The organism is uncultured Shewanella sp., from assembly GCF_947495455.1.
GTDB lineage: Bacteria > Pseudomonadota > Gammaproteobacteria > Enterobacterales > Shewanellaceae > Shewanella.
Genome location: NZ_CANLZC010000044.1, coordinates 16,851 through 42,922, shown reverse-complemented (window position 1 = coordinate 42,922; position 26,072 = coordinate 16,851). Strand labels below are relative to the sequence as shown.

At 41.1% G+C, this 26,072-nt stretch carries 19 protein-coding genes, 1 tRNA gene and 2 pseudogenes; 8 read left to right on the top strand and 14 right to left on the bottom strand.

Going from position 1 to position 26,072, the window contains the following annotated elements:
* Positions 1 to 240 precede the first annotated feature (240 nt).
* The 4 genes from cls (at position 241) to Q0791_RS12775 (ending at position 6,988) form a co-directional block, all read left to right on the top strand.
* Entirely contained in the window at positions 241 to 1,698 is a 1,458-nt protein-coding gene (cls, locus tag Q0791_RS12790; RefSeq protein WP_299006866.1) for a cardiolipin synthase, read from the top strand.
* Between the two features lie 169 nt (positions 1,699 to 1,867).
* Positions 1,868 to 2,500 (top strand): hypothetical protein, encoded by a 633-nt coding sequence (locus Q0791_RS12785; protein WP_299006863.1) that lies wholly within the window; start codon positions 1,868 to 1,870, stop codon positions 2,498 to 2,500.
* A gap of 86 nt (positions 2,501 to 2,586) precedes the next feature.
* A complete protein-coding gene (locus tag Q0791_RS12780; RefSeq protein WP_299006862.1) occupies positions 2,587 to 5,937 on the top strand; it encodes an Ig-like domain-containing protein in 3,351 nt (1,116 codons plus the stop codon).
* A 424-nt stretch (positions 5,938 to 6,361) separates the two neighbouring features.
* The gene (locus tag Q0791_RS12775; protein WP_299006859.1) at positions 6,362 to 6,988 is read left to right on the top strand and encodes a hypothetical protein; all 627 of its coding nucleotides are present in this window, start codon (positions 6,362 to 6,364) and stop codon (positions 6,986 to 6,988) included.
* 187 nt (positions 6,989 to 7,175) lie between these two features.
* On the opposite strand, the gene Q0791_RS12770 is transcribed toward Q0791_RS12775, so the two are convergent.
* Together Q0791_RS12770 and Q0791_RS12765 are read right to left on the bottom strand one after the other, a co-directional pair.
* The gene (locus tag Q0791_RS12770; protein WP_299006856.1) at positions 7,176 to 7,703 is read right to left on the bottom strand and encodes a hypothetical protein; all 528 of its coding nucleotides are present in this window, start codon (positions 7,701 to 7,703) and stop codon (positions 7,176 to 7,178) included.
* A 154-nt stretch (positions 7,704 to 7,857) separates the two neighbouring features.
* A complete protein-coding gene (locus Q0791_RS12765) occupies positions 7,858 to 8,841 on the bottom strand; it encodes a trypsin-like peptidase domain-containing protein (RefSeq protein WP_299006853.1) in 984 nt (327 codons plus the stop codon).
* A 554-nt stretch (positions 8,842 to 9,395) separates the two neighbouring features.
* Between Q0791_RS12765 and Q0791_RS12760 the strand changes: the two genes are divergently transcribed.
* Both Q0791_RS12760 and Q0791_RS12755 read left to right on the top strand, forming a co-directional pair.
* The gene (locus Q0791_RS12760) at positions 9,396 to 9,890 is read left to right on the top strand and encodes a hypothetical protein (RefSeq protein ID WP_299006850.1); all 495 of its coding nucleotides are present in this window, start codon (positions 9,396 to 9,398) and stop codon (positions 9,888 to 9,890) included.
* Positions 9,891 to 10,087: 197 nt separating this feature from the next.
* Positions 10,088 to 10,459 carry a hypothetical protein gene (locus tag Q0791_RS12755; protein WP_299006847.1) on the top strand — a complete coding sequence of 124 codons (372 nt, stop codon included), beginning with the start codon at positions 10,088 to 10,090 and terminating at the stop codon, positions 10,457 to 10,459.
* Between the two features lie 217 nt (positions 10,460 to 10,676).
* On the opposite strand, the gene Q0791_RS12750 is transcribed toward Q0791_RS12755, so the two are convergent.
* Positions 10,677 to 11,213, bottom strand: a complete 537-nt coding sequence (locus Q0791_RS12750; RefSeq protein ID WP_299006869.1) for an IS630 family transposase — start codon at positions 11,211 to 11,213, stop codon at positions 10,677 to 10,679.
* A gap of 85 nt (positions 11,214 to 11,298) precedes the next feature.
* On the opposite strand from Q0791_RS12750, the pseudogene Q0791_RS12745 reads away from it, so the two are divergent.
* A pseudogene (locus Q0791_RS12745) lies at positions 11,299 to 11,481 on the top strand (transposase family protein); the annotation flags it as partial.
* A 235-nt stretch (positions 11,482 to 11,716) separates the two neighbouring features.
* Here Q0791_RS12745 and Q0791_RS12740 read toward each other — a convergent pair.
* The 4 genes and pseudogenes from Q0791_RS12740 to Q0791_RS12725 form a co-directional block, all read right to left on the bottom strand.
* Positions 11,717 to 11,980, bottom strand: a pseudogene (locus tag Q0791_RS12740) (transposase); the annotation flags it as partial.
* The gene (locus tag Q0791_RS12735) at positions 11,947 to 12,225 is read right to left on the bottom strand and encodes a hypothetical protein (RefSeq protein ID WP_299006845.1); all 279 of its coding nucleotides are present in this window, start codon (positions 12,223 to 12,225) and stop codon (positions 11,947 to 11,949) included. The pseudogene Q0791_RS12740 and the gene Q0791_RS12735, both read right to left, overlap by 34 nt.
* Before the next feature lie 350 nt (positions 12,226 to 12,575).
* Entirely contained in the window at positions 12,576 to 12,893 is a 318-nt protein-coding gene (locus Q0791_RS12730; RefSeq protein WP_299006843.1) for a hypothetical protein, read from the bottom strand.
* A gap of 353 nt (positions 12,894 to 13,246) precedes the next feature.
* Complete coding sequence (locus Q0791_RS12725; RefSeq protein WP_299006840.1) at positions 13,247 to 14,602, bottom strand: linear amide C-N hydrolase; 1,356 nt, start codon at positions 14,600 to 14,602, stop codon at positions 13,247 to 13,249.
* 807 nt (positions 14,603 to 15,409) lie between these two features.
* Here Q0791_RS12725 and Q0791_RS12720 point away from each other — a divergent pair.
* Positions 15,410 to 16,639 (top strand): jacalin-like lectin, encoded by a 1,230-nt coding sequence (locus tag Q0791_RS12720; protein WP_299006837.1) that lies wholly within the window; start codon positions 15,410 to 15,412, stop codon positions 16,637 to 16,639.
* Positions 16,640 to 17,050: 411 nt separating this feature from the next.
* On the opposite strand, the gene Q0791_RS12715 is transcribed toward Q0791_RS12720, so the two are convergent.
* From Q0791_RS12715 to Q0791_RS12685, 7 genes are all read right to left on the bottom strand, one after another.
* Positions 17,051 to 17,138, bottom strand: a tRNA-Ser gene (locus Q0791_RS12715).
* A 247-nt stretch (positions 17,139 to 17,385) separates the two neighbouring features.
* Positions 17,386 to 18,552 (bottom strand): quinolinate synthase NadA, encoded by a 1,167-nt coding sequence (gene nadA, locus Q0791_RS12710; RefSeq protein ID WP_299006835.1) that lies wholly within the window; start codon positions 18,550 to 18,552, stop codon positions 17,386 to 17,388.
* Between the two features lie 196 nt (positions 18,553 to 18,748).
* Complete coding sequence (locus tag Q0791_RS12705) at positions 18,749 to 20,461, bottom strand: dihydrolipoyllysine-residue acetyltransferase (protein WP_299006832.1); 1,713 nt, start codon at positions 20,459 to 20,461, stop codon at positions 18,749 to 18,751.
* A 9-nt stretch (positions 20,462 to 20,470) separates the two neighbouring features.
* Positions 20,471 to 21,448 carry an alpha-ketoacid dehydrogenase subunit beta gene (locus Q0791_RS12700; protein WP_299006829.1) on the bottom strand — a complete coding sequence of 326 codons (978 nt, stop codon included), beginning with the start codon at positions 21,446 to 21,448 and terminating at the stop codon, positions 20,471 to 20,473.
* Positions 21,448 to 22,629, bottom strand: coding sequence for a thiamine pyrophosphate-dependent dehydrogenase E1 component subunit alpha (locus tag Q0791_RS12695; RefSeq protein WP_299006826.1), 1,182 nt, complete (start codon positions 22,627 to 22,629; stop codon positions 21,448 to 21,450). The genes Q0791_RS12700 and Q0791_RS12695 overlap by 1 nt, the downstream gene beginning before the upstream one ends.
* Positions 22,630 to 22,802: 173 nt before the next feature.
* A complete protein-coding gene (astE, locus tag Q0791_RS12690; protein ID WP_299006824.1) occupies positions 22,803 to 23,873 on the bottom strand; it encodes a succinylglutamate desuccinylase in 1,071 nt (356 codons plus the stop codon).
* A gap of 468 nt (positions 23,874 to 24,341) precedes the next feature.
* A complete protein-coding gene (locus tag Q0791_RS12685) occupies positions 24,342 to 25,850 on the bottom strand; it encodes a hypothetical protein (RefSeq protein ID WP_299006821.1) in 1,509 nt (502 codons plus the stop codon).
* Positions 25,851 to 26,072 lie beyond the last annotated feature (222 nt).

Sequence of the window (26,072 nt, the reverse complement as noted above, 5' to 3'; positions counted from 1 at the left end):
TACAGCATAAATGCGCCTTGAATTGAAAAGCCTGAGAAGCTCTGAATTGATCATCTATATAATAGAATTGGTATAAACATAAAGCATACCCATTAGCTTCCAACCTAAAAGGCGATAAATGAAGATAATATTCATTCATAAAGGTAAATAAAGTCTGGGACTCTTTTTACCACTATCTTTTTATCAAAAAAGAATCCACACTTCTTATTATGACTTTCAACATGACGATTAGTGTAGCCAATGGAACGATTTCATTATATTTTAACTATCATTGCTGTATTGGCTTACTGGGTTTTAATTGCTGCGGTGACAGCCAGAATTATCTTTCAACGTCGTGCAATTGGTGTCTCGTTTGCTTGGTTAATGGTGATTTATATCCTTCCCTTTGGCGGCATTCTTGCCTATCTCCTTTTTGGTGAGCACAACATAGGCAGTAAGCGAGCAGCAAGAACGCAAGAAATGTTCAAGCCCTATTTAAGCTGGTTTAATCACCTCTTTCATTTGGAACAATACAAGCCACAATACATGAGTAGCTACAGCCGAAGCATTAATGCACTTTGCAGTCATCGACTCAGTATCCCCTCCCTCTATAATAATACCTTAAGCCTTTTGTCCGATCCTCAAGTCATTCTCAACGCTATTATTCAAGACATCAAACAAGCAAAACACACCATCCATTTTGAATTCTATATTTGGCATCCAGGCGGACTGGCAAACGATGTGGCTCGCGCACTCATCCATGCGGCCAATAAAGGCGTCGCCGTTAAAATATTACTCGACTCGGCGGGCAGTATCGCCTTCTTTAAAACATCTTGGCCTCAATTAATGAAAAAAGCAGGGATCCAATTAGTCAAAGTATTACCTGTTACGCCTTTTAGGGCTTTCATTCGACGTATTGATCTGAGAATGCACAGAAAACTTATTGTTATTGATAACAAAATTGGTTACACCGGTTCCATGAACTTAGTGGATCCTGAACATTTTAATATTCATGCAGGTGTCGGAAAATGGGTTGATGTTATGGTACGAATAAAAGGTAGCAGTGTCCCCATTTTAAATTGTATTCATGCTTGGGATTGGGAAGTTGAAACTCAACTCAGAGAATTACCCAGCTTGCCCATCAGTATTCCCACACCGCCATACCAGTCACCGAACTGTATTCAGGTCATTCCATCAGGTCCAGGTATGCGAGAAGAGATCATCCATCAAGTGCTGTTACAGAGTATTTATCAGGCCCAGAGCCGAATCACCATTACCACTCCTTATTTCATTCCCAGTGAACAACTCATCTTTGCGCTGATCAGTGCAGCACAAAAAGGCGTTAATGTCTGTATCATCATCCCTGCTCGCACAAACTCTATGATGGTAGAATGGGCCAGCCGCTCTTTTTTTACTGAATTACTTCATGCAGGCGTTAAACTCTACCGCTTTCAACAAGGGCTGTTGCATACTAAATCCGTTGTCATTGACGAAAAACTCAGTTTAATCGGCACAGTCAATCTCGATATGCGCAGTTTATGGCTCAATTTTGAAGTCACTTTAGCGGTAGAAGAACCCCACTTCACTAAAGACTTGGTCAAATTACAGCAAAACTATATTGATGATTCAATACAAATTGATGTGACATCATGGGAAAAGCGCGCACTGTGGAAACGTATTATCGAGCAATTCTTTTATCAGTTCAGTCCACTGTTGTAAAAATAAGCGTATTCATCCATAGGTGAAAATCAACTTACCCCTTCATAATGGGCTTTCTTTACTCTAGTATTTTTATTCAAATCCACCGTTTAAAAGCATTTTTTAATAAAAAATTAGCATTCAATTTTTCCCTTTCTATACTTCATATAAATTAATAGAAAGGTGACGAATGATGCAAGCAACTTGGATGCTCCCAATACTGTTCATGTCGAGTCAAGCCATCGCCCAAACAGATCAACAAATGGCCCAAAACTCCACCAGCCTGTTTTCCCTTGATAAACTCACTCTCGCTGCAGGATATAGCAAGGCCTATAACAGTAAAGATCAACGTTATGGCACGGTTGATGGCTCATATCGCTATGACAACAGTGGCGCCGCATACAATATCAACCTATTGTCAGCGAAGATGTTAGCCGATCGCTATCAAGCTTATCTTGATTATGCCTTACTTGAACACAAGGACAGAAATATTCATCTCTTTACCACAGGGATAAGACACGACTTTACCTTTGATCAAAACGCGTTATCCCTACACCTTTCTGCGGGGATAGGTATGGCCTATGCCGATTGGAAAGAAAGCCCAATTATGGGATTTGACATAGAATCTAAGAGTGCCACGAGCTTAAATGGCTCTTTTGCCATGGGTATGTCTTATCAGATCTTTGAACTTATGGGTCTGGATTTCAGGGCTCGCTATGATCTGTACAATTTAAATCTTAATGTGACAGATTATGCAGGTAAAGACACAATCCAAGATTTTGGCTCATTAAGTGTGATGCTCGGCATCTTTATGTCGTTTTGACATTAAAAAACACTCGAATCTTAATATTAATCTCCCTCACATCAGCCGTACCCAATGACGGGTTTCATACATTAAAGGATAAGTTGATGACTTCTATCGCTAAATGGTTCATTTTCTTTTTATCTATTTTTATGCTGAGTGCTTGCGATGACGCAGATTCACAACGAAATGAACTCATGTCACTCACACTTTCACCCACCTCTTCTTATATTTATCCAGACTCAACTCAGACCTATGATCTCTTGGCCAACTATAGTGATGGCACCACAATCGCGGCAGCCCAATATGCCACATGGAGCAGCAGTGATAGTGACATCGCCACGGTACAGTTAGGGGAGGCTAGCGGACTCAGCGAAGGCACCACCACGATTAGCGCCAGTCTCGATGGCCTGAGTGTCTCGGCTAACCTTTATGTGTCCGACACTATGCCAACAGGCCTGACATTAGGAACAAACAGTGCATTTATACACACATTTTCCCAAAGTGACATTACGACAAGACTCGAACAAGAAGATTTAACCACTGCAAATCTGGCTACTGGGAGTGGCTTAGCTTTTGAAGTTAGTGAAAATATATGCGATATTTCCATTGTCAATACTCAAGAGTCGACAGACAGGCTTCAAGCGCCGACGGGATCTGAACCTTGCCAGGCTGAAATTACAGCAATATACAGAGATCTGAACTATCTCAAAGATACCATCACCATTCAATACATTCCCAATACGATCGCAGACTTTAGCCTGCTTCCCTACCAGCAAAACACGCCAACTGGCACTGAAATACAGTATCAAGCGTTAATAAGATATGAAAGCAACGAAATTTATGATGCAAGCTCAGATACCAATATTAGCTGGACAAGCAGTGATCCTAGTATCGCCACCATCTCAACATCAGGGTTAGTTTCAACCCTTACCAGTGGGACTACCACAATCAGTGCTGCATTGCATGATCAAACCGCCTCTGCAACCCTCACCGTCACGGACACCCCTGCGCAAAGCATCAGTTTATTGCCTTATACTAAAACCTTACCTATTTATGCCCAGCAGGCTTACACAGTGCTCATCACTTACCATGATGGTACGGTTTATGATGCCACACAAGACACTAAGACTCAGTTGACTAGCATGAATGACACCATTGCCAGCATCAATAATGACAGTGAAATCCCTGGAGTGGTACAGGCTCTGAGCGTGGGTGAAACACAGATCCGTGCCACCTTTGGCGAACTCGATCCCGTAACAGCCGATTTATCTGTGATCTCAAGCGCAGCAATGAGTATTAATATCAGCCCACAAAATCAGATTTTATCTGTCAATGACAAACAACAATACCTAGCCACACTCTTTTATGAAAATGGATTCACTCAAGACATTAGCCATAACAACAATGCTTACTGGACATCTGATGCAACAGATATAGCCAGTGTCAATGACAATGGCATGGTCACTGCCGTCAGTGAGGGCACCGCCAATATTACTGTCACCTATCAATATATGGATACTGAAGATCCTTTACAGACCAGTGCTAGCGTTACAGTTAATTCAGCAACCCCTGACTATATCACGGTCACCCCACAAAATTTACATCGAGGCATCGATACCACACAAGCTTATACAGCAAAGCTTACCTATTCCAATGGCTGGACAAAAGATATCACAACAGATCCTAACCTTTCTTGGTCAAGTTCAAATAGTGATATAGCTAGAATGGACGATACGGGGAATGCCAGCGTATTAACCGAAGGCGAAGCAGACATTCAAGCAACTTATCGCATTGACGAAAATACCACACTCACTCATAGCAGCCCCCTTCTTGCAACCAATGCAACACCACTCACTCTCAGCATAGTTGAAAAAAATCAGAATCTTCCCTTAGGCAGTGAAACACAGCTTAGCGCAGAACTAACCTTCAGTGACGGTACCGTCATCGATGTCACCAAGGATGCTGATCTGTTTTGGCACAGTGAAGATCAAACGATTGCCAATGTAGACCAAGGCATGATCACAGCCAAAATGGCGGGCACAGCCCAAATCAACACCACTTATGAGTTGGATGAAAACACCACGCTTTCTGATACCACTGACATCACGATCCTTGACGTCATTCCTTATGAACTCACCCTCACAGATGAAGCACAAACAGTTGGCCTTACTAGCGAATTTCAATATACCGCCACACTCTGGTATTCAGAAGGCGAGAGCGTCGATGTCACGCATCATTCTGATGTCCATTGGCATAGCAGCAATATGGATGTTGCCACAGTCCAAGATGGTTATGTCAATGCACTCAGCAGTGGCCCAACGACCATAACGGTTTTCTATCAAGATGATGAAACAACGACTTTTAAAGCCAGCACTGAGCTCACTGTATCATCCGCCTCCCCCTCATCCATTGCCATTTCACCGAACGAAAACACTACAGAAGCTGACCCATTAACCAGCAATAGCATCGACGTCAATAGTGATGAACTCATTCTAGGTACCTTCATCGAACAAAGCTACACTGCAATACTCACATTTGATGATGATACAAGCATAGATGTGACGAATAGTAACAAGCTGGCTTGGTTTACCGAAAAGGATAAACAAGACGTGGCCATCAGTTCTGATAACAAGGTTTATACACAAACGGCCGGTAATAGCAGCACCAATGCCTTCTATCAGGGCTCTGAATCAATCGAGCTATTCGATGATAGCGCCTTAACCGTGAATGATAGCATACCGACAAGCATACGCATCGCAATCAGCGATGAAGCGGAACTTTATGAAGGGAGTCGATTACAATTAAGCGCCTATGCCACCTTTGAGGACGCTAACACACCTGAGCAGGATATCACTCACCACAGCAGCAGCTATTGGAGCAGTAGCGACACTGACATGATAACGATCAGTAATCAACCCAATGCCAAAGGCTTAGCTTATGGTGTAGCCGTGAGTGAGGATATTACAATCAAGCTCACCTTCTTCCTGCCAGCAAGTACCACGCCCTTAACCGCATCAATCACACTCTCAGTCCTTGAAGATACTCTATCGGCTTATTGGATCACGAATATCGAAGGTGAGATCTATGATAAAGACACTGTCGCGAAAACTATCTCAATGTCAACTCATTCTGAAACCACATTATATGCCTATGTTAGCTTGAAAAGTGGGGCGATCCATAATGTCAGTGACGTCACACAGTGGTGTGTCAGTTCCCAAGAAAGTACCCAAGAAGAGGCGGATAATTGGTGCAACATTGATGACATTGCCACTATTAGTCAAGGTGAAGGAGAATACAATGCTGTCACTGTCACAACTAACACATTGACCACTCCCCAAGACTCACCTTCTAATATTCAAGCGAGGCTCCCTTTAGAGTATATTAATGTCACTCCAATCGGTGATCTCACTCATCTCTATGTGACACCGCTGGAGCTCATTGTAGAAAATGAGTAAGAAGATGAGTAAACACTGAGACAAATACACCTAAACTCAGGCTGATAACACTCAGCTAATAAGCAGCCAAAAAGCGACTTTGAGGTCGCTTTTTCTCAATCGCTTAGCCATTCTGCGCTATGGCTTTTTGTGTAGAATATCAAAATCCAATCAGCCATGACCTTGATTAACAAGAAGCAATTGAAAAGTCCCATAAAAATTTTATATTCTCTTTAACAAACTGACGCTATTGCTTGGCGCTATACCTGTGATACACAAAGCAAGCTCATTCAAGATTAACTATACTGAGCCACAAGTATAAAATCAGTAAACTCATGTCACATTCTGATCAAGCACATATGAGTCGATTAAATATCTGATTGACGCCTTATACCCAGCTAACTCAATACTCAGCTTTCACTCCACACTTGAAGGAATAACGCCAATGAACATGCGAGCTATGTCAACAATACTCATTAATTTAATAGGATTATGTCTTTTTTCAACTCATGTGGTTGCCCAGAATATCCATAAATACAATGGTAGCGTTGAGATCCCAGCCAAAGAAGAAGTCAGGAATATTACCGCCTATAATGGCAAAGTGATCTTAGGGGAGCAAGCAAAATCAGGCTATATTACCGCAGATAATGGCAGGATCAGATTAAAAAATGGCGCCTCATCCAAAAGCATTGAAGCAAGAAATGGCCATATTATTCTTGAGAAAGGAGTAAGAGTCAGAGGCAATGTCGATAGCAATAATGGGAATATAGAGCTGGGGGATGCCGCGGTTGTAAGTGGTAACGTCGGCTTAGATAATGGGGATCTACACTTGTTCCATGGCACCATAGGCGGCAATGCAGAATTAAACAATGGCAATATCACCTTAGATAATGCCTCGCTAATAGAAGGCGACATCATTATTGGCCATGGTCGACGCCATGAGCGATCGGAGCACATGATCCGTATTTCCGCCGATTCAGTCGTCAAAGGAAACATCATTCTCAAGCAAGCCGTTCAGTTAGACATCGCCAAAGGCGCTAAAGTTGGCAAAATTATCAACGCCTATGAATAAAACAGCTTATCTGGTTATCGTCTTTCCTACACTTCATTAATACCAATCACATACCAAAGAAGTTCAATCACACAAAAAGAATAGCAATGGCAGCGACACGCTTCGCCATTGCATTCTTTTCTATTTCATAATCATTGGTACGATTTAAGGTCAATCCACATCATTCAGGGAGTTCTGAATCGTATTATTACACACTCATGTTAATGCTTGTTGGATTGCTGGGTATCGATAGGTCATTACCAAAAGCACGAAAGGCTAACGTCATGTTGTCACTCTCTTTAAAGCTCGCATGCATAATGCCAGCGGCTTGATAGTTATCTTCACCTTCTTTTTTTACCCAAGTTAAATATTCACCAAAGCCGATCTCAATTTGCAACAAAATAATGGCATCACTCTCCCCTGAAGACCTATCATTTCCCTTTGTAAAGGTGTCATCATTGCGTGAAATAACGCTACAACTAAAGGCATTTGGCGCTCTACAGCAGGCTTTTAACTCAGAAAAAGCCACTTGTTTTGAGGTCATATCAGCCGTTGAATACAATACCGTCAATGCGGCTTTAGCTTTAAGACGATCGGTATGAAAAATCAGATCAGACAAATAATCGAGTGCTTGCACCACCTTAGGTTCGGCTTCGCCATGCTGTATTCTATCCATGGTCGCGGCACTAATGGTATTGAGCCCGAGTATTCCTCCTCGAAGCACTAATTCCGACATAATAAAAACTCCTTTCAGCAGAAAAATCACAATCCTAATAAAAACAATACGATTGTGCTGCCAAAAAAGAACATTTCTATCAAAATATCACAATAAATCCTTATTTAAACTCGGTTTACATTCGCCTTACATCAACATGGAGAATGATTTTCCTTTAAGGGTTAGCGGCAATCCAGCTTTGAAGCAATGCAAACACTGTACTGGTTAAGCGAATACCACAATTTTGACTGCTTGATCCCGTCGAATGAACACCACGAACATAGCCTGCTTCATCTTTGATCCCACTGCCACTTTGCCCTGCTGAAGTATCCAGTGTATAACACAGACGATAAGTCGATGAGACTATCTCTCCCGAATCCGTCCACATGGTGCGCCAAAGTTTATCAGCAGGGTAACCTGTCACACTGTATATCCCCTCGCGGTATGTTCCCCAGCCAGCATGACCACTATGAGGCGCTTGATCTAATACAATAATAGCAAAATCAAAATCATAATTTCCCGATTTATGCCATGCTGTCGTTGTCAAAACCTTCTGCCATTTTGTTGTGCCCCAAGGTTTAATATTACCATTTTGCGCCACAGTAAAATTTAGGTCACTGTACCAATGTCCTTCTCCATCAGACACACAATGCCCTGCGGTAAGAACATGCTTAGTATCAATCAAGGTCCCCGTACAACCCGTATCAATACGGCCGTTATACACATGTGGCCGTATTAATGTGTCAGTGATCTGTATGCGATTATCATCACCAATGACAACATTAGGAATGTGATTAATAACCTGTTTAGATGCTAATAAAGGGCCTTGATGCTCACGATTAAATAGCAAATGTCTTAAATTCTGACGCTCAAGCACAGCAATAGCCTGCTCAAATAACGCCAACGCTTTCGGTAAAATTTGAGCTTGATATTGAGTGCCATCCACGGTCACCGCCATCGCACTCAGTGCCGCTGCACGCTCATTTAAAACGTAGGAATGATCTAACGGATGATTATCGACATCGGGAGAGACAAGATGATCTTTGCCATTAATAAATGTGGCCTGCTCATCAATCATCACAAATTCATCAAATATATTGGCTTGTGATAAAGGAAGCATTAACATATTCAGCAAGCATACCAAAAGGATCCGGTTCATATTACATTGGCGCTCCATGCCCAAATGAAAGTGAAAGTAAAAATGAAAGTGAGTGAAAGTGAAACCTACCGCTTATTAATGGGTAATCATAGTCCAGTATTACTTTCATCGCCATCTCTTCAAACGCTCTACATTTGTATGAATGACAACCATTAGCAGAAGACCCAAAAAACAATCCTGATCAACAGTGACCTTTTCAACTCACTCCATCTTTAGTCCTAAACTCAACTCTTTGAATTTATCAATTAACAGGTGCTTTACTACTCATATAGACAATGGCATTAATGAAGCATAAATAAAGGGGTCCATGGGTTTCATTATCGATATTTATTGAAAAGTAAGGGAAGAAGAAGCGATATGAGGAATACGCTTATCAAGCGTATATCCCCCCTTTCCACAACATCGAGTACTTGTTACGCATTCAAGGCTTCAAATGGTTCAAATCGTTGTTATTTCCATCGTTTAATCACCTGAAAAGGTCAACATTATTAATAATATAGTATGATAAGAGGCAATATTCACAGATAAAATAGAACAAAAGGTAAACTGACATTATGAAGTTGAAATGTTTTTTGTTATGTGCGGTAGGAGCCCTTAGTGGGTGTGCTACCCAATATCACTATCAGAGCACTTCATCAGAAGATCCCGTCATCACTTTTGGTGACAGATTAGGGGGCGGCTCCGTCTTCTACAGCCCAATAAGACGCTTTAGCATCAACACCGCCGGCACTGACCAATGTGCCGATTATCATAATGCAGGCAGTGTGTCCAATCACTGGATGGGTATTAATCCTAAAACCAGAGACTATTTTGTCCCTAAAGACACTCAAGTATCGCTAATGGGCTACTATTCCCTTGCATCCGGCAGTAAACTCTCCTCATGCAACGTCGGCCCTATCTCTTTTAAGGCTGAAGCAAACAAGCATTACTCAATTGATATATCATCATTTGCTAACAACTGCTTGATATCAATTTTTGAAATACTTCCCGATGGCCGCTATTCAAATAACAAGGTTGAGCAACATCGCGAAGCTGAATGTGTGCGTTAGCCGTGTTATCTCATCGCCATCATCACGTTCATAAATAGATAATAGCTGTTCCAAGATCGTTTGGGGCATGGCTCACATGCTGTAATAAGCTGTAATAGGTTTTAAGTTAACTTCCTACTATCCTTATATCGTCGCAATACCGCGAATCGAAATAACAACTAGCATTCTATGTATTTCAATGACATAATAAGGATTTTATGATGAAAAGAGTTATCGAAGTCAGTCTTATCAACAATACTGGTCTAGTACTGAACATAAACGACACAAAGTTAAAGCACGGACGTTATACTGAAGAGCCTAATAAGTTAATTGAACCCGGACAATCGCTAACCTTTAAAGCCACCAAACAAACTGGCGCAGCATATGGTGTGACAGGTTCTTTTAATATTGCTGCTGAAGGTGGTGGCCTTTATGTCTTGGATTTTAACAACCCGTATTCGGGTGATAACCAAGCAAGTCTTGTCTACAATGACACAGTCAATTTATCCTCACATATTGAATATAATTCAAAGGGTCAACCCATGAAAATCACTGGAGATATTCCGGCCATGAACTTTAGCAAAAATTAATAGGGTGATACTCACCTTTTCAAAAAGCAGCGCATATAGATGATATGCGCTGCTTTTTATTTTTCCATGAATATCTTACCCTCTTGCCTAAGAGCAGCCTGTTTATTATTACTTTTATAACCCATTTATTTTTTGATAAAATACTTATCAAGACATCCATAATTAATTTTTTATACAATCACTCAAGATTTACACCTCAAAAATCGGCTCTAAGTGCTTAACTAAAAGTTATCGTATATTTTGATGAGTAATTATCCATGATGCTTTTTACACTCTTTTTAAGCGCATCAAAAGTGATATAGTCATGGCAAGATAACCATTCATATTTGATCTTTTTCCACAGTATTTCAATGATATTGAGTTCAGGAGAATAAGCGGGTAAGTACATCACGACTAACCCTTTTAATAGCCATTCATGACACTTTTCTTGAAAACGCTTGGCGCGATGAAATGACGCATTATCAAGATATATCACAGTCAATTTATCCAGTGGCTGCACATCGATAAAATGTTCGAACGCCTCTATAACGACATCGGTATTCACTCTGCTTTCTGTCGTGTGATGGAGCAGCGTGCCTTTTCGGCTTAAAAAGCCAAGCACATTAAGCCTTTTGCTTCGTGAGTAACAAGGCAGGGCTAATGGCTCACCTTTTGGAGACCAAGCGTAGGGGAGATGTGATTGCTGGCTAAAGCCTGACTCATCAAAATAAAAGAGATCAATTTCCCCTGAATGTTCAGCATCAATCAGTCGCACCAAGGCGGGATCATACTCTTAAAAAGAAGTGAACTTTTTGCGATAATAATAATCAGATCATGAAATTAACTCACTTTTTAGCATTATGTCCTTATTCGATCATTTGTCACTTCTTAACGATCCTCGTTCTCATGTGAACCAGCGCCATAATTTAGTCGATGTGTTATTCCTTGTGTTCTCAGCCGTAACTAGTTGCCAAGATGGTTGGGCTGAAATACAGCAGTTTGGTGAGCTTAGACTTAATTGGTTACGGCAATTTCGTTGCTTTAAAGAAAAAGCAAAGCCAGCCATGATTAATCGATAATAAATCAATGAGGTAACTAATATTTTATCAAGGTTAAACGCGCTGAGTCCATCAAATCATAATCTAAGCTACTTTTAACATTGTGACTGATAAAAATATCGTAAAATGGAGGGATATCGGTGACATGAGTGGATCTTGAAATGTAGGCTATCGACTCAGTTGTAACTGAGCCCTCTTAATCTCAAAATACAACGGGATTCTAGCCCAGCGGCATAGATTGACAACATTTAGAAAAATGCCGACGCCTTTTCTCTAAATGCTCACAATAATGACTTAACTCCTGTAGCGTACCAACAGGACCATGAAACAATTGACCAAATTCATTGACTATCTTAATCCAATTGTCTTTAGGAATATTTAGTCTACCTAGAATAGGCATTACTGCTCCATTAATAACACCACGCTTATCATCTCGCTTATTATTAAGAATTAGGCGACCTGTTTCATCAACAAGCTCAATGTACCAGCAAGCAAAATATATAAATACGGAGCAAAAATGGCGATAATTAAGGCTATTTTAATACTTTTTACATAAATAAGTTTAAAACCCAACATAATAGCAGTACTGGGATGTGGCCTTAGCTCTAACTGATTTAAACCCATTTTTTCTAAAAAAGCCGTTTCATTGAGATAACCCAGCATATACAACAAGGCTGCAAATAATGCCGCTATTACAGCGAAACCTTTGATGAAGTGGAAATCTTTCATTACAATCCTTTAGCCCTCATTTCTTAAGTCTTATCACTTATACCTATTCTTTAAACAGGCACGCCTTACATGCTCATTTATCATGCTATCAATAAAGGTTCACTCAAACATCAGGAATTTACACTAAGCTATTGATTTACAATATCTATATTCCCAGACACTCACCTTCTTTTTTCTTTAAGATCAAAAAATAGAATGTAGGTAGTGTTATTGTTTCTTTTACCTTACCAAAGCGTAAGTTTAAAAATCGAATTGTGTGCTAGATCAATTGAAAAGTGCCACTGTTACACTAAAGTCATAAACAAAAACCAAGCATTCGCTTGGTTTTTGTTTATGACGCAGTAAGCCGTTTAATTGGTGATCCGCACCCATTGAACGACAGAACGGCTGCCTTCACACACTTTGCTATCATAAAACGCGAGATTTTTTTCATCCCTAAATGCAGCCATCACAATGGCAAATTTACGATTAGCAATATCTTCGTTGGGACTTTTAACGCGATAGAGTGCACTGCCGCAACTATGAGTGACATTGGAATTAAATTCAAATGTCAGAGGATCATCCAGTTGATACACGTAATCCACTTGACTCCACCAGATGTTAGTGCCTGCCATAAGAGACAATGGCATCATCATTACAGCAATAAGCATTAACTTATATTTAATCATCACTTATCCTTAAAGTTATTATCCACATGGTATAGTGATTTGGATCACTGCTATTCATTGCCATCAACCCCATTTAGCGATGAATAATGCGATATACTAAACCAACCCCATAAGGTAACCACACTGTTCAGTATTGACAATTAATCATAAGTACCAACATCAAGCATTATTTTTATATTTAAGATCTAAATGTGAAGCGATAGCAATCACCACTATGCATCACTATGGCCTGCTCACCTTTAATCGACTCACTTATAGTCGGTAAAAATATCGATGGAATTAAACTTCCACAGTCACTAGCAAATCAAGATTACAAAACGAACAAGTTACAGATGACTTTTATTTAGTACAATTTAGCGACCTTCGTTTACTCTATGCGTGATATCTAACGACTTCTCTCTAATATCGAGTCTGTAAGGTGCTTCTTGCTCCAATTTCTTAAAATCTAATTTATTAAGATCAAGGCTAAAAACTTGAGGCGATTCATACATTCTCATAGAGAACTTTTTGTTTACTAAATCAGACACCGTTACCCATTGTGTATAATCATGAACCCACTCACCGGAGGCATCTCGGCTAGTCCCTTGAGGAATATCGACGGTATTTAAAACATGAAAAGCTAAAGTAGAGGCATCTTCTTTACCCACTTTAATGTCCTGACTAAGGGCTTCTTTTCTATATTTCAACCCCTCTGAATTTGCCATTAAGATCTCTTCTTCATTACTTAACTGATACACAGGAAAAGCAAAGTTTGTCATCATTGCTGCCCTCACAAAACGGTCAAGGGGTGTGGAGCTCCCTGGTAATGTAGAAAAGCCTGTACCTTGGGCATAAGAAAAACACTCAAATCTGCTTGCTGCATTTTGATATTTTTCTGTACTTGGCATGGCCGGATGACTGGCATTATTTTGGAAATTAAATGGCATCACATCGACATAATTATAAATAACATTTTCTTGCTGCCAGGCGATTAAGGGATCATTGGTTAATACACCAATGGGATTGAGATCTGTAATAGTGAGTTTGCCCTTCACATACTCCAATACTATGGCGTTACCTTGAGCATCTTGTACATGGAAATGAAATTTCATCGCATTAGGCATAGTAGAGAAAGGACTGGCGACTAAGAGCTTATCTTCACTTGACACTTTACTTTCTAGCAATTTGGAACCATTTGCATGAACGACAAGCTTATCGTATTCGAGGCCATCAATCACATCTTGGCAAGTCCCACAGTTCGATAAAATCCACGTCGTAATGCTAGGATAATAGATCACTCCTTTACAATCGACGAACTCTCCATTTGTTTTAAGCGGTTCTTGATATTGAGACTGAGCTAAAACCATAGTCCCTGTGGTTAACCCTTCTTTGTTCATGCCATTCGTTGCGATATTTGCCAGCTGCTCTGATACGTCAATATTTTCAACTATGGATGCCTCAAAACCATTCATAGCAACAAAGTCATATTTACCTTGCCAGCTATATAATTTTTCATTGATTTTAGTGATATCATTTCGTATAACAAATTCATCACTAGGAAGACTATAAGGAGTCAGTTCCTTCGCTGCCCCTTGAATGTAATCAAAACCTGCTCCACGAAAAAACAACTCAGACTTTAAGTTCGGGCCTAATTCCATTGAACGTCCAATAATTGGAATGTTTTTATTGGGATCCAAAGTCATTCCAGTGATAGAAAAATTAGTGCACATAGTCATTCACCTTTAAAGTCGGTTTATTAAGTTAAATCAATTAAATCGAAAGGATTATCAGAATAGATTAGCAGTGGCTTTACATAAGAAGTATTACACTCTATTACATCATGCTTATTTTATGACTCATTCCAAGGATATTATTGACACATAAAAACGGTTATTTGCTCTCACCAGCCTTATTGGTTGAATTATATTCATAGCAATCAATTTAATCGATACAGACATTCTCTCAATCATTCTCCCCATCAAACCTATGCCTAATGGCATGAAAATAGAGTAAAAAGTCAATAATTTACATTTGAGTTAATCAATGTTGATAATTGTTAACCTTTGTATTATCATAAGTTAAATTAATAATTTTAAATAGACTTTCGTTCACTTACCTTATTTCAACAAAGAAAAGAATAAAATTGGCCTTTCATCCCTTGTGCTCATGATCACCAGCACAACAAATGACTTCATTTATGTTATAAATAACATAATCATACAACATTAAACCACACCAAAGTTCACCTTGAGTTAACCAAAATTCAAACAAATGTTTATTTACCAGGTTAATATTAAAGCAAAACCATTGATAGTTAAAAAAAAGTTAAATATTAAATATTTTTTAGTTTTTATTTGAAAAATAAAAACTGTATCGATAAATTAAAAATGCCTTGAATACAGTGTGATCCAATAACACTAATCAAAACACTAACAAGGTAACACACTTTTAAAACAATATATTAAACTTTTGCTCGTTCAAAAAATTAACAATATTGTTATTTGCTTGATGAACGAACACTCCGGGGATGAATGAAGATGAAAAAAAATATAATCACATCGAGCCTGTTGGGCTTATCTTTACTGACCATCAGCCAACCTGCCAGTGCAGGAATAGAGTCCTTGTTTCCTACGTGTCCATTTGGCAACCTGTGTAATAGCACTCCAGTCGTCATTGACAGTGTAGATGATTATAAAAAGCTAAGAAAATCAATGAGTAGCTCTTCTGTTGGCACACAATACGGCAGCTACTTTAACACTAAAAATGATCCTGCCAATATTCCTGGTAATAAAATCCGCTCAATTACTATCTATGAAGATGGCTGGAATATCGATGGCATTGAACTTGAGTACAGCCTTGGCGGCTCTAGCTTAATCGGTAAAAAAACCAGTAAAAAAACCACAGCCACATTGGATGACGATGAATACATCACCAGCGGCACCTTTTATGCGACGCCAGATAAGCTGAGCAATAAAAGCATGAAACGCCTCACTCGCATCAACTTGACCACTAATAAAGGCAAAGGCATAGGAAAAGGCCGCAGCGACAGCAGAAGCAAAGTCACAAGCTGGTCAACCCCAGATAACCGCGGTGTGATTGGCTTTTATGGCTACTTCAAAGACTCCATTAATAAACTGGGTGTAGTCTCAGACAGATTGATCGATTTAGAGCTAGTCAGTGTAGACTTTGACCCTAACTATATCAGTGAAGTCACTTATTCTGAGCCAACTTTCGTTACCGAACAAACGGGTATTGGCAGAAATAACACTAACATCAATCAGTCGCTCACACTCGGTTTTCAATATAATGAGACCGCCAGTTATACCGACACTTATAGTGAAACTGCGGGGATCACTAAAAGTATGGGCTATTCCATCAGCGCAGATGTCAAATTTGATGCCTTCATTGGTGTGTCAAACAGCTATAATGAAGTCATTTCTGATGCCTTCTCCACCACCATAGGTAAATCCAGTGGTGAATCAACGGCGAAAATCCAAACGGTGTCAACCCCTATAGTCGTTGAAGCCAAAACCGCTACCGCAGCGGAAATCACCATTGTTTCTAATAAGGTCACCTATCCCTACACTGTTACCTACCGTAATAGCTATGATGATAAAACCTTTACCGTTAAAGCTGAGATCACTGGTGAACACGTGCTGCGCGCCGATGTCGAGTGGACAAATGTCGGCTACTATAACGATGACAATGAGTTAATCATTTACGATGAATACCAAGCCGTTTATGGTGACTATGATGAATCGAATTAATCACTTCTAATTTAAATTTATTCAATCTGATAAGGCACTGACGATCACCCTATGATTAATGTCGGTGCCTATCAAACTCAATAAAAACCAGCCCAATGATACTGCACCTAACTTTGACTTCCTCTCGATTAAAAAGCCATTAATCAATCCCACATGCCTACAGCTAAGGGTATAACCAATGGCTTATATCTGCTAAAGATCTATTTGCATCTTCATCATCAAGTGATGCGGTATTACGTAATCAATCATATTGGTATGACTTCATTCATTTAGGAAAATCGCGATCGAAACGGGCAGTCACTAAAAACGTTGTATCATGAAAACGCAAAAAAGCGACCCTTAGGTCGCTTTCTCTAAACTCTTTACATTTCTAAGTTTTTTATCACTCTTTTATAAAAGAGTTTACAAAAATGGCGGTGAGGGAGGGATTCGAACCCTCGATACGTTTCCGTATACACACTTTCCAGGCGTGCTCCTTCGGCCACTCGGACACCTCACCATTTTTTATTCATATCTTTTGTTAGCAGTGCATTTTTATCGCACATCATCTATCGCACTTTTTTTGTGTGCTTTCGCTTTCTGTGTGCTTTTCCCTGTTAACGGAGCCGTACTTTACGCAAAAGCCTGGCTTGGGTCAAGCTAAAAAATACGGTTTTCAAACGGTTGCGCATTTGCTAATCAAACAAGTGAATTATTGACCATAAAAGCCGAAATAAAGGCATTTATGATCATGCTAATACTCGCCTTTATGCGTTTCCTTTGACTTTCATATTTAGGGTTTGGGCAAAATCCAGCATACGATCCAAAGGCTTTAATGCATCAAGGCGCAAACTTTCATCCACAAAGATTTCATGGGGTGACACCTGCGACTCAATAGCAAGCTGCTGCTCTGCTCCTTCGTCATTCACTGTGCGCTCTTTGAAAGCTGGGGCATCTTTAAGCGCATTTTCGATGGCAACAAGACCATTCATCGCCATCCAAGGGCAATGAGCACAGCTTCGACAAGTGGCTCCATTGCCGCCTGTTGGCGCCTCAATAAGGTTTTTATTTGGCGCGGCTTGCTGCATTTTATAAAAAATGCCTTTATCGGTGGCCACAATGAAAGTGTCATTATCCATGGTCTGAGCCGCTTTAATCAACTGACTGGTTGAACCCACAGCATCGGCAAGAGCCACAACGCTGGCCGGCGATTCAGGATGCACCAATATAGCCGCATTAGGGTACTGGATTTTCAGTTCACGTAGCGCCTTAGCCTTAAATTCATCATGAACAATACACTCACCTTGCCACATTAACATATCGGCGCCGGTTTCTTTGGCGATATAACTGCCTAAGTGGCGATCCGGGCCCCAAATTATTTTTTTCCCTTCGCTGTCTAAATGCTCAACGATTTCAAGGGCAATACTGGAGGTCACCACCCAATCGGCGCGGGCTTTCACTGCCGCTGAGGTATTGGCATACACCACCACAGTATGATCAGGGTGCGCATCACAAAAGGCACTAAAGGTATCTATGGGGCAGCCTAAATCTAATGAGCAAGTGGCCTCAAGCGTTGGCATGAGAATGGTCTTTTCAGGGCTGAGAATTTTCGCCGTTTCTCCCATGAATTTCACTCCCGCCACAATTAACGTTTGAGCGGGGTGATCCCGACCAAAACGCGCCATTTCTAGAGAGTCTGATACACAGCCACCAGTCTCTTCGGCTAAGGCTTGAATTTCAGGATCGGTGTAATAATGGGCAACCAACACCGCTTCTTTTTCAATCAGCAGGGCTTTAATTCTTGCTTTAGCCGCAGCTCGTTCAAGATCTGATAACGGCGCAGGTTTTGGGGGAAAAGGATACTGAATAGGTTCAGCGTTTGGCACTAATTGCGCGACTAATTCCGAGTCTAATTGCGAATCAAAGGAGTTCATGAAAGATCCAACGTACTTAACTAATTAGCGGGATTATACGGAATACTTTATCTATTTTACACTCTTTTTAAGTGAGAAGCGAAAGCAGAAGAAAAAATCAACAAGGAGATAAAAGTTCGATCTTAGCAATAAGCCCAAAATGCCATTCAGGACACTTTGGGCTTATGTAAAACAGGTTGTCAAAAAACATTAAGCCTTAGTGCATGGCCAGTAACATTTCTTGTGGCTGCTCTAAATAGTGCTTCCATAGATTACAGAAACGGGCAATGGTGCCGCCATCGATCACTCGATGATCACCAGACCAACTCACTTGCATGATTTGCCGTCCTTCCACTTCACCTTGCGCATTAAAACGCGGTAAGTGTTGTAACTTACCTAAGGCTACAATGGCCACTTCCGGTTTATTGATGATAGGTGTCGCTATGGTACCGCCTAAGGCACCAATATTAGAGATAGAAATAGTCCCTTGTTTCAAATCATCGGGACTGACTCTGCCACTGCGGGCCGCTGCTGTTAAACGACTAATATCTGCTGCAATGGCTAAAATCGATTTATTCTGAACATCTTTTACATTCGGCACCAGTAAGCCCACCTTTGAGTCCACCGCCATGCCAATATTGTGACGAGTAAAAAACCTTTGCTCTGTACAATCACTGTTCACTTGGCTGTTTAAATCTGGGTACTCTTTTAAGGCTAAAGACAGAGCTTTCATGAAAAAGGGCATCATAGTGAGTTTGACCTCATCCGTTGAATGTTGCTTTTTCATGCTTTCACGTAGCGCCACTAATTCAGTAAGATCAAATTCATCACAATAGGTAAAATGCGGAATGGTGGAAACCGACTCTGTCATCATTTTTGCCATCACAGCTCGCACACCGCGAATAGGCTCGACGCGATTTTGGGCCACAGTGTCATTAGCAATCGTTGACGTAGGCAGTTGTACTGCACCAGGTAACACTGAAGGCGAAGCCATTGATGCCACCTCTCCCGCTTGATGACGACTAATATCTTCTTTATACACACGACCATTTTTACCACTGCCTGACACGCTCGCAATATCAATATTTAAACTGCGCGCCATGCGCCTAACAGCTGGGCTGGCTAAGGCTTTACCTTGGGATATGGGCTCAGAACTGTTTTCAGATGCGACATTTTCAGGTGCGACATTGGCAGATGATACGGCTTGAGACGAAGGAGCGGTTTTCGTCGTGCTAACAGCACTCGTTTCAGTGGCTGCAAGATTGTCATTGGTCGATTCAACCGCCACCTCTATGGAAAATAGCGGCGCATGCACTTTGGCCAGTTGACCCTTACGATAATGCAACTTGGCAATACGGCCACTTTTTATGGCGGGAATTTGCACTAAAGCTTTATCTGTCATAACATCGGCAACGGCTTGATCTTCAACCACCATATCGCCTTCTTTCACCAGCCATTCAACCAGCTCACATTCGACAATGCCTTCGCCAATATCTGGCAATAAAAACTCTTCAACCTGCCAAACGACACCCGTAGAATGCGATGTATTTACGGGCTCTGTGCTCACAGAAACGGGTATCACAGGATCAGATCCCTCAGCAACATGAGCCGTCATTGATAGAGACTCATTCTGGGCCGGACTGACCTCACTAATCTCACCAACCTCACTAACCTCATGGCTGGCTTCGCCATCACTCACCTCCACTGAGTACAAAGGTGCATGCACTTTGGCAATCTCCCCTTTGGCATAATGTAATTGTTTAATGATCCCACCATGAGGCGCTGGAATTTGCACTAAAGCCTTATCTGTCATGACATCGGCAACCGGTTGATCTTCAACCACTCTGTCACCTTCTTTCACCAACCACTCAACCAGCTCGCATTCAACCACGCCTTCGCCAATATCCGGCAGAATAAATTCTTTAATCATTGCAAGCTCCTAAAACTTCACTGACGCCATAATGGCTTCAAAGGTCTTTAACGCATCCGGCATATATTCTTTTTCATGATTAAGCGGATAAGGCGTATCCAAGCCACACACACGGGCAATTGGGGACTCTAAATATAAAAAGCACTCTTCTTGAATAGTGGCGGCAATTTCACCCGCAAATCCCCCAGTCAGTGGCGCTTCATGATTGATGAGTAATCGGCCGGTTTTCTTCACTGAGCTTGCAACGGTTTCCACATCCCAAGGGGATAGAGTGCGTAAATCAATGATCTCACATGACACCCCTTCTTTTGCGGCTAACTGCGCCGCATTTTCAAGGATCTCAATTTGCGCTCCCCAAGCCAATAAGGTGATATCCGTCCCCGTCTGCATCACATCGGCCTTACCCAGTTCTATCTCATAATCTTCACTGGGCACTTCTCCCACAGAGGCGCGGTATAAGCGTTTTGGCTCAAAGAAAATCACCGGATTATTATCACGAATAGCAGCCAATAAAAGCCCTTTTGCCTGATAAGGATCCCGTGGGATCACCACTTTTAATCCGGCAGTTTGGGTAAAGTAGGCTTCAGGAGACTGTGAATGGTAATGCCCACCGGCAATTCCTCCCCCATAAGGGGTTCTAAAGGTGAGTCCACCAACATTAAATTGCGAACCACTGCGATAGCGAAACTTGGCGGTTTCATTCACGATTTGATCAAAGGCTGGAAAAATATAATCGGCAAATTGAATTTCAGCCACAGCTGTCATACCGTTTGAGGCTAATCCATTAGCAAAGCCAGCAATACCTTGTTCCGTTAACGGCGTATTGAAGCACCTTTCTTTACCAAATTTTTCTTGCAGACCTGATGTCGCTCTAAACACGCCACCGAAATGTCCCACATCTTCACCGAAGATCAACATTTTAGGGTCGGCTTCCATTTCAGCCATCAGTGCTGAATTAATGGCTTGTAGCATATTCATTTTCGCCATTATGATTGCTCCTTCGCACTTTTTGGATAGGCTTTAGGGTATTGCTTAACGTGTTGCTTCAAATGAGCAAGCTGTTTTTTCAGCAAGGGCGTAGGCGTATCAAACACATCGTCAATGATGGCATCCAACGGCATTTGAGGGCGTTTTTCGGCCAACTTCAACTCACTCAAGACTTCTTGACGATATTGCTCATACAATTGCGTGTCTTCATCGCTATTGAGCCAACCTTTATTGATAAGCCATAACTTGAACCGCTGAACGGGATCATGTTGTTGCCATTTGGCTTCTTCTTCTTTAGAGCGATAACCAGAAGGATCATCTGATGAAGAATGCGCCCCTAATCGATAGGTCATGGCTTCAATGAGCACAGGCGCATTATGCTTAATGGCATGGGCTCGTGCTTGCTGGGTTGCCGCCATTACCGCTAACATGTCATTACCATCCACACGGATAGTATGTATGCCATAACCAACGCCTCGACTGGCAATACCATTGCCTTTGTATTGTTCTTCCGTTGGTGTTGAAATGGCATAGCCATTGTTACGGCAAAAGAAAATCACGGGTGCATTTAACACTGCCGCCATGTTGAGGCCAGCATGAAAATCCCCTTCCGATGCCGCGCCCTCACCAAAATAACAAATGGCGACATTACGCTTTTTTTGCATTTTAAGAGCATAAGCCACACCCGATGCTTGTGGAATTTGCGTTGCCAATGGCGAAGAGATGGTCTGATAATGTAGCTCTGCACTGCCATAATGAATGGGCATTTGACGACCCTTACCGAGATCCCGTCCATTGCTGAACATTTGATCCATAAACTGCTCAGTGGTAAAACCGCGATAGCGCAGCGCAGCATGCTCTCGATATTGGGCTAAGATCACATCTTCATCATCCAATGCCGCCGCACTGCCAATCACTGCCGCCTCTTCACCTGTACAAGTCATATAAAAACTAATTCTGCCTTGACGCTGAGCGCCTAGCATTCGCTCATCTAAGACGCGAGTAAACACACAAGTATCATGGACTTTTCTCGCTAATGCTTGATCAATGGAAGGCAATACCGCTTTATCATAAACCGTACCATCGGCTTGAAGAATTTTAAGAATAGGGATCGACATCGCATCTTTATCAAGAAAACTGACACGATGGATCGTTTCTGTTTGGGTTTTTGCGTTGCTCATATTGTGCTCTTGTTATTTGCTGGCAGCTTCATCGAATCACTCAAAATGCCAGTCTATTATCATACGCCATAAGAACATTACGTTAACGTAAACTGTGTATCAATACTTATCACAGTAAAAGGAATAACTGAGCTCCTCTTACTATGTATATAATGGTTTACAATGAACACTTTTTACTCAATCTTATCCGCTTGAGCAGGCACTAAGCATAACAAGGTACGTTGACCCACAGGCACCTTAGCATTTGGAAACACAATGGTCTCAACTTCATGTTCCACGACAATATTTTGGCCACCTTCTGTTGCCAGTACTTGCCCTTTTGCAAAAGCCGTAAAGTTTTCCACATTGTCATCAAAGGAAAATTGAAAATCTTCAAAGCCTTTATTAATTGAACGGGCAACACGGTATAAATTGACCTCAGCCATGTTCAGCGGCGGAATTGGTAAATCCTGGGCCGTAATTAAGCCGATTAAACGTGCATTTAATTGGGAAAAACGTGACATATCATTTTGTCCAAAAGGATACACTTTGCCTAATTCAATGGTAAAAGCATGGGCCTCAAAATGATGAGCCGAGAAATAACTGAATGTCGTCGTCGGTTCATTATGAAACAAGATAGTCTCTATGCCAGATTGAGCGAGAAACATGATTTGCTCGCTACTGTATGCTTTATTTGGCGAATAGGGATAGATAGCAAATTTTTCATGTTTAGAGGCGCGAATAGCTGTGTGCAAGTCATAGTGAATACGAGGCCTAGACGACTCATCCTTCCCCTTTTCATCTAACCTTAGACCCTTTAATGTTTGCGTATAAAAACGCGCCACATAGCCCTCAAGCTTTTTTGCTCTTTCTCGCTCAGGGTTCACTTTATCCCCTTTAGCGTGGCCACCATTAAATAAACGGTTTAAATTTTCATCCACAAAACGCCGCGCTAACTTAATCGCTTCGGGATTAGCGATGAGAAACATGACACGCTGCTTCGCTTGGATCTCTTGAGATAACAAACGATTAATCAATGTATTACATAGCTCAATCGGCGCCGTTTCATTACCATGAACAGCGCAGGAAAGCACAATGTCTTTACCAGAAGATTCAAGCGGTTCAAACACTATCACGCCGCGATCCCATACCTCAACCTGAGTATGTTGCCCTAACTCAAAAGAAAATGATGTCACTGGATCTGTACTAGGTTGGGCAAGTGTAAAAGCCAAAAAGTCTTTAGACTCCATCAAAGTATGTAACACGTAAAATTCCTTATACTTTAAGTAAAATGATTTGGCGTACTAGCAAGTCATTCGCGCTTTAGTCAAAAGAGCAATAGCCATTAGCACGCCTATTCCTAAATAAAAGCCGCACTTTCACCTTTTACCTTTCACTTAGGAATAAACAGGCACCAGCCCATTTTTTTTTATGATATTTTATCTTTGCAAAACCACTGACTTTACCTGTGTTTTTAAGCATTAGCAAACTTGTCTATCAAATATTCTCGCTCTTTAACGCCGATCAATATGACTCTGGCTACCAATCAAAATCCAGATAAAGTCAAGATACAACCACAAGATGTTAATCAATATCGCTTTCTATGAGCAATATAAACATAAAAAAGGCCGAGCTAAGCTCGGCCAATAGTTAACCATTCATAAGGCGGCATACTTAATCATCACTCATATGCACAAGCATTATCAGAGTGATCTCGTGTTATGCCCTTTGTATCATGACGCTTTTGAATTTAAAAAAGCCTCAGTTTGATAAAAAATATCCATATCTATGGACTTAGGAGATGGCGCTTTTTCGATTTCTACCATTTCTGGATGAGCGTTAACCCGATCACCGATGGAAACAGATTGAGACGAATTTGAAATTGCTTGATTATTAGCAAATGAGAAATCGGCACTATTTTCATCATCCATTTCGTTCATTTCAAGGTTAACCTTACTGCCCATATTCAGCTCAATGGATGGCTCAGTGTGTGAAGCGACACTTTTTTGTGTATTTAACTGAACAAAACCTGCATTGGCATTCATACTCAATCCATTAGCAGGCTGATTAACATCATGGCGCTCTACCCTCTCATCAAGACTGCCTTGACCTAACACATGGCTTCCAGTAGCAAACTTGACCTGAGTCGTTAAATTTTCTTCACTTAGCACATTAAACGCAAATGGAGAGCCAGCCCGATCCAAACTATCCATCTTTGATATTGGTGATTGGCGCATTTCGCCATCTAAACTGTCTAGATCGTCATCACCATCAGGCTCATCATCCCAGCCGGGAGCAATAAGATCTTTCATGCTGGTATGCTGCATTGGCTGAGTTAATCCCACGGGCTTGGCGACTGGCGCATCAAATGGCTCATCAAATTGATCATCCATTTCAATCGGTGCCACTCTATATTGCACCGTTTGGGCTTGTTGTCTTTGTTGATTTAATATCGCAGGCTCTGCTTGAGTTTCCTGTCTAGGTTGCGCAAGCTCATTTTTTAGTTGAGCAAACTCATTTTTTCGCTGAGCGAGTTTGGCACCATTCTCATGTACCATTGCTTGCTTGGCAAACGCTGCCTCTGCTCGTGTATCGGCTTCTTGTCGGTGGCATGCCTGTTCATAGCTCTGATCCAATATAAGATTAACGCTGCCATTAGAATTATCGTCACAAGAGAGCGATTTTAACTGGGTTAATTGAGAAGGCATCAGCAAATACGCCGCTTTTGTGGTGACAGCAAATTCAAACCCTTCCTCAGAACCCTTTCCCGGCACTAAGGTTAAACTAAAGGTCAGTTTATTATCCTCACTCATCTCATTGGCCTTAACCGCCATCGCCATTTGTGACTTATGTTGAGTTTGTCCTTGCTTACCCGCTTCTTCTAGCTCCCTCATTTCACCATTCTTCATCAAAGCAGGCGCTTGTGCTTGTAAATCAAAAAAGTGAATATTTTTCATGAAAGTTAACGACGCTTTCACTAAGTCGGCATCAGTAAGCTGTTGTTGAGCGAGCTGTTCTGGATTTGAGTGCTTAAATTGCACCATAGTCTTAAAGGCATCCATGGTCTCATGAAACTCTTGAGTATGCCAAGCAAAGGCTGGACATATGCTCAATAATAATTTATCCATTTTATATACCAGCGTTTGAACATTTTGTTTTAAGCTACTGTCACTTGCGGCCCAATCCAATGCGCTGGCACTGATATTGCCACCTGATGTTAATGCTAAATCGGCAAATCCCACGTTATAACTCCTATTCACTTTCTATAATAGGACTAGATTAACAAATCAGGATCAGGCTAGACTTCCGAAAATGTTGGTCTTTATCAAAAATCAGCAAAGGTGGCCTTATACTTTGGTGCTAATATCATCTGCTGCTAGGCTATTTTATAACCCTTTCAATCTCAATGAAATTTATTTAAACTGCTCGCCTATCTAAGCTAAAAGGATACTCAAGAATAATGG